The organism is Pseudomonas sp. 21615526 (assembly GCF_013386245.1).
Classification (GTDB): domain Bacteria; phylum Pseudomonadota; class Gammaproteobacteria; order Pseudomonadales; family Pseudomonadaceae; genus Aquipseudomonas.
This window is the reverse complement of the sequence record NZ_JACAOM010000052.1, coordinates 1-6464: the sequence shown is the minus strand read 5'-3', so window position 1 is coordinate 6464 and position 6464 is coordinate 1. Positions and strand designations below refer to the sequence as shown.

Annotated in this window: 1 protein-coding gene; it reads left to right on the top strand. The window is 64.0% G+C overall.

From position 1 onward, the window contains the following. Nucleotides 1-401 precede the first annotated feature (401 nt). On the top strand, nucleotides 402-6464 hold a 6063-nt coding region (locus HX786_RS15885), incomplete at its 3' end, for a non-ribosomal peptide synthetase (protein WP_178912321.1).

Sequence of the window (6464 nt, the reverse complement as noted above, 5' to 3'; positions counted from 1 at the left end):
CTCGAGGCTTCATTTAGCCACGTGGCTTTGTCCTACGTATGTAGCGGAAACGAGGGACACAACCTGCCATAAAAAGCGCGCCATTATTTCGTCATTTCCGACAGGGATATAGGCTGAAGCTGCAGGGTAAAAGGATTTTAGAGTTTGTTAACTAGTTGATATAAAACATATTTACTCAATTTTCTCGACATGCCCGGCTATATGGCATCGGCCAGATGTAGCCAATCTCCTACATCCATTTAATCGTTTCAGCACTGAACCATCAGCCAACCCCGGCGCGGTACCCGGGCTGTCCGGGTTTCGGGTGACATACGGCCCTCCGGGGCGATGCTTAAATCCCGTTGATTTCGCCTCAATGGGGCGTTGTGCGCCTTATCGACACCTCACATGAGAAGGATCTTATGACGTATTTCCCCCTGACCGCCGCCCAGCGGGATATCTGGCTCGACCAACTGCGCCTCGGTGACTCGCCGCTGTACAACATCGGGGGTTATATCGAACTCACGGGCACCGTGAATCCCGCATTGATCCAGCGAGCCATCGAGCACCTGGTGGCCAAGCACGACGCATTGCGTACGGTGTTGCAAGTGGCGGCCGATGGCTTGCCACGGCAGGCGTTTGCCGAGGCCATGGCGGTATCGGTGCCGCAGCATGACGTCTCGCGCCAGCCGGATCCCCGCGCGGCCGCCGAGGCCTTGTTGCAGGCGCAGATGGCGCGAACCTATGCGCTGGTCGACGAACCGTTGTTCCGCTTCTTCCTGGTCAAGCTCGATGACCAGCATTACCGCCTCGGCACCCAGGCTCACCACCTGATTCTCGATGGCTGGGGCTTTGGCCAGATGCTGCAATCCCTTGCAGGTATCTACAGCGCCCTGGAGCAGGGCCGGCAGCCGGACCTGTCGGCGCCGTCCTATATCGACTTCATCGACAACGATGAACGCTATCGCGAGTCGGCCCGTTACGCCCGGGACCGCAGCTACTGGCTGGACAAATACCAGGCGCTGCCAGAGCCGCTGCTGACGCGCCGTTACCAGGCCAAGGGCGATGCGCCGAGCAACACCCTGGTAGCACCGTTTCCGGCGGCGCTGCTCAATCGCATGGCACGGGCGGCGAACCATTACCAGGCGTCGGCGTTCCATGTGTTATTGGCGGCGATGTACCTGTACTTCAGCCGCACCGGCCAGCGCCAGGAGTGGGTGGTGGGGCTGCCGATACTCAACCGTTCCAATGCACGCTTTCGTTCGACCCTGGGGCTTTTCACCCAGGTCAGTGCCGTGCGCTTGCAGTTCAGCGACGACCTGCCTTTCAGCGCCCTGGTGCGTGGCGTGCGCGACCAGCTCCAGCAGGATTTCCGACATCAACGTTTCCCGCTGAGCGAGATGAATCGCGAGCTGGGTTTGCTGCGCGCCGACCGCGGCCAACTGTTCGACCTGTCGGTGTCCTATGAGCAGGACGACCATGAATTTCGCTACGGCCAGGCGTCGGCCCGGGCGATCAAGGTGTCCAACCACCATGAGCCGTTGCCGCTGGCGATTCACTTGCGCAGCAATCGCTACCACGACACGGCGTGCCTGCACTGCGTCTACAGCGAGGCGTATTTCCAGGTACACGAGGTGCAGGCCCTGGCCGATCGCCTGGTGTATGTGCTGGAGCAGGGGCTGGAAAACACCGCGCTGCCCCTGGCTGACTTCTCACTGATAACGCCCGAGGAAACCGCGCAGTTGCAACGCTGGAACGCCACCGCCCAGGCCTATCCCGCAGCGCAAACCCTGCATGGGCGCGTCGAGGCCCAGGCCGCGGTGACCCCGCATGCGGTGGCGGCGGTGTATCAGGGGCAGCGATTGACGTATGACCAATTGAATCAACGGGCCAATGCCCTGGCGCGGCAGCTATTGGTGCTCGGGGTAAAGCCCGACGACCGTGTGGCGATCGTCGCCCGGCGCGGCCTGGAGACGCTGGTGGGCTTGCTGGGGATTCTCAAGTCCGGCGCCTGTTACGTTCCGGTGGACCCGGCCCATCCTGCCGAGCGCCTGCACTACCTGCTCGATGACAGCGCGCCGGTGGCGGTGCTGACGCAGACGGATTTGCTCGAGCGTCTACCGGTATTGAGCGTGCCGGTCATCAATCTGGACCACGCCACGGCGCAGTTGGCGCGCAACCCGCAAGTGGCGATGACACCCGCCAACCTCGCTTATGTGATCTACACCTCGGGCTCCACCGGCCTGCCCAAGGGCGTGATGGTGGAGCACCACACCGTGGCCAACCTGGTGGACTGGCATTGCCAGGCCTTCGATTTGCACGCGGGCAGCCATACCGCCAGCGTTGCCGGCTTCGGGTTTGACGCCATGGCCTGGGAGGTCTGGCCAGCGCTGTGCGTGGGCGCGACCTTGCACTTGCCGCCGCCCCACGACGGCGCCGAAGACATCGACGCGCTGCTGGCCTGGTGGCGCGCGCAACCACTGGACGTATGCTTCCTGCCCACGCCGGTGGCCGAGTATGCGTTCAGCCAGAATATCGAACACCCGACTTTGCGCACGCTGCTGATTGGTGGCGACCGCCTGCGCCAGTTCAACCAGGCGCGCAGTTTCGCGGTGATCAACAACTACGGTCCCACTGAAGCCACCGTGGTTGCCACCTCGGGCCTCGTTGAGGCCGGGCAGGCGCTGCACATCGGCAAACCCATCGCGAATGCCGCGGTCTACCTGCTGGATGAGCAACAGCGGCCGGTGCCCATCGGTACTGCAGGCGAGTTGTACGTCGGCGGGAAAGGCGTGGCGCGGGGCTATTTGAACCGCCCGGACATGACCGCAGAGCGCTTCCTTGATGACCCATTCAACCCAGGCCGCATGTACCGCACCGGCGACCTGGCGCGTTGGCTGCCGGATGGGAATATTGAATATTTGGGCCGCAACGACGACCAGGTAAAAATTCGCGGCGTGCGTATCGAGCCGGGGGAAATCGAGTCCGCCCTGGCGGGTTATGAAGGGGTCACCGAAGCGGTGGTGCTGGTACGCGAGGGGCAGCTGTTGGCCTGGTTCACCGAGCACGCGCCGGTTGCGATTGAAGCGCTTCGCGCCCATCTCAAGTCACGCTTGCCGGATTACATGGTGCCGCAGGCCTACGTAAAGCTGGACGCGTTGCCCCTGACGGCCAACGGCAAACTCGACCGCAAGGCCTTGCCGGCACCCGGTGCCGATGCATTTATCAGTCGAGTCTACGAGGCCCCAGAAGGTGCTACGGAAATCGCCCTGGCGCAGATCTGGGCCGACGTGCTGCACGTCGAGCAAGTAGGGCGGCATGACCATTTCTTCGAGTTGGGCGGCCATTCGTTGTTGGCGGTCCAGTTGGTGCAGCACATGCGCCAGGTCGGGTTGCAGGCCGACGTGCAGGTGCTGTTCGGCCAGCCGACCCTGGCCGCACTGGCGGCAGCGGTTGGCCAGGGCACCGAGCTTGATGTGCCGGCCAACCGTGTTCCGGCGGGTTGCCAATTGATTACTCCGGACCTGCTGGCGCTGGCCGAACTGGACCCGCCGACGATAGAACGCATCGTCGCCGCGATCCCCGGCGGCGCCGCCAATGTGCAGGAGATCTACCCGCTGGCGCCGTTGCAGGAAGGCCTGCTGTATCACCACATCACTGACGAGCGCGATCCGTACCAGCAACACGCGATGTTCAGCTTTGCCCGCCGTGAACAGCTGGAAGCGTTCGCCCAGGCGCTGCAACAGGTGATCGACCGCCATGACATCCTGCGCACCAGCCTGGCGTGGGATGCCCTCGAACAACCGATGCAAGTGGTGTGGCGCAAGGCGATTCTGGACGTGCAACCGGTGGCCCTCCAGGGGGACTCAATTCTCGAACAACTGCGCGAACGCCAGCGGCCACTGGACTTGCGCAAGGCGCCGCTGATGGCCCTGGATTACGCCGAAGACCGGCAGAACCGCCGTTGGGTGGGCATGCTGCGTTTCCATCATCTGGTGAACGACGCCACTTCCACGCAAGTACTGATGGCGGAAATCCAGGCTCATCTGCTTGGCCAGCAACAGCAATTGCCGGCGCCGGTGCCCTATCGCAACGTGGTCGCCCAGGCCCGGTCGGCGGAACGCCAGGCCGGGCACGAAGCGTTCTTTCGCGAGCGGCTGGCGGATGTCGACGAGCCGACCCTGGCCTTCGGTTTACAGGAACGCCAGGCGGATCGCCGTGACACCGAGGAAGCCGACGTGCTGCTTCCCGACGCACTCGGCCAGTTGTTGCGCGAGCAGGCCCGCACCTTGGGTGTCAGCGCGGCGAGCCTGTTTCATCTGGCGTGGGCCCAGGTACTGGGTCGCGTCTCGGGCCGTGACGATGTGGTGTTCGGTACGGTTCTGCTGGGACGCCTGCAGGCCGGTGAGGGCGCGGACCGTGCCCTGGGCATGTTCATCAACACCTTGCCACTGCGGGTACGCCTGGCCGGGGTGACGGTGCGCGAGGCGATCAGGCAGACGCAGCAGCAACTCAGCGCCTTGCTCGCCCACGAGCAAGCGTCCCTGGCGTTGGCCCAGCGTTGCAGCGGCGTCACACCGCTGTTCAACAGCCTGCTGAATTACCGGCATGTCTCGGTCGAGGCACTCGAGGTGCTGCAGCCCGGCATCGAATTGCTGAGCAGCGAAGACATCCTCAGCTACCCACTGATGCTGACGGTGGACGACCTGGCCAGCGGTTTCCGGCTCAAGGCCAAGGCGCCCCGCAAGGTCGGTGCCCAGCGCCTGCTGGACTACCTAGGCACGGTGCTGGCGGGATTGGTGGAGACGCCCGAGGCGCCGCTGTTCGATGTGCAGGTGCTGCCCGCGACCGAACTGCAACAGCAACTGGTGGACTTCAACGCCAGCGAAACCGACTACCCCGTGGACCAGACCGTCCACGCCTTGTTCGAAGCCCATGCCCGGCACACACCTCACGCGATGGCGGTGCAGGCCGGTGAGCAGCAACTGACTTACCGCCAGCTCAACGAGCGCGCCAACCGCCTGGCCTATCACCTGCGCGAGCGCGGCGTGCAGCCGGATTCGCGGGTCGCCTTGTGTGTCGAGCGCGGGTTGGACCTGGTGGTGGGCTTGCTGGCCATCCTCAAGGCGGGGGGCGCTTATGTACCGTTGGACCCGGGCTACCCTCGCGAGCGTCTCGCCTACATGCTGCAAGACAGCGCGCCGGTCGCCTTGCTGGTACACGGCGCGACCCGCGATTTGCCGGGGGAGGTGTCGATACCGGTGATCGACCTCGACCACGGCGCCTGGCAGCAGGCGCCTGAAGGCAACCCGCGAGTGCCGGGGCTGAGCGTACGCAACCTGGCGTACGTGATGTACACCTCCGGCTCCACCGGCACGCCCAAGGGCGTGATGATCGAGCATCGGGGCCTGGGCAACCTGATGCACTGGGGCTCGCAACTGTGCCCGAATGCCGAGGGTGGCGCGTTGTTGCAGCGGGCGCCGTTCAGTTTTGACGGTTCGGTGTGGGAGCTGTTCTGGCCGCTGACCAATGGCATGCGCCTGGTCCTGGCGCGTCCCGATGGGCACCGTGAACCGGCGTACCTGGCGCAGGTGATTCGTGAGCAACAGGTCAGCGTGATCAAGTTTGTGCCGGCGATGTTGCAGCAGTTTCTGGAGCTGGAGGAGTCTGCGCTTTGTACCAGCCTTACCGACGTTTTATGCGGTGGTGGGGAGCTGACAGAGGCCTTGGCCCGTGGGGTTCAGGCGCGATTGCCCAAGGTGCGCTTGCATAACGTCTACGGACCGACCGAGGCGACGGTGGACAGCAGTGCCTGGACGCTGGAGCCGGGTGCGCCGGTGCCGGGGTTGCAGTTGCCGATTGGGCGGGCCATCAGTAATACCCGGCTTTACGTATTGGATGAGCATGATCGGCCGGTGCCGCTGGGGTGCAGTGGGCAGTTGCATATCGGCGGGGTGGGCGTGGCTCGCGGGTATCTGGGGTTGGAGCAGATGACGGCGGAGCGGTTTATCGATAGCCCGTTTGTGGCGGGGGATCGGTTGTATCGCACGGGGGATCTGGTGCGGTATTTGCCGGACGGGAACCTGGAGTTTCTGGGGCGCAATGACTTTCAGGTGAAGCTGCGTGGGGTGCGGCTGGAGCTGGGGGAGGTTGAGGCGCGGTTGGCGGCGCATCCTGCATTGCGCGAGGTGGCGGCGTTGATTCGGGATGAGCGGTTGGTGGCGTATTTCACTGTTCGTGATGCGGTGCCGGGGCTTGAGGCGTTGCGCAGTTACATGGTGGAGGGGTTGCCTGAGTACATGGTGCCTTCGGCGTTTGTGCGGGTGGCGGTGTGGCCGCTTAATCCGGCGGGGAAGCTGGATCGCAAGGGGTTGCCGGAGCCTGGGGTGGAGGCGGTGTTGAGTCGCGCCTATGAACCGCCTCAGGGGGAGGTGGAGACGGTGATTGCTGGGGTTTGGGCGCAGGTGCTGAAGCTGGATCGGGTG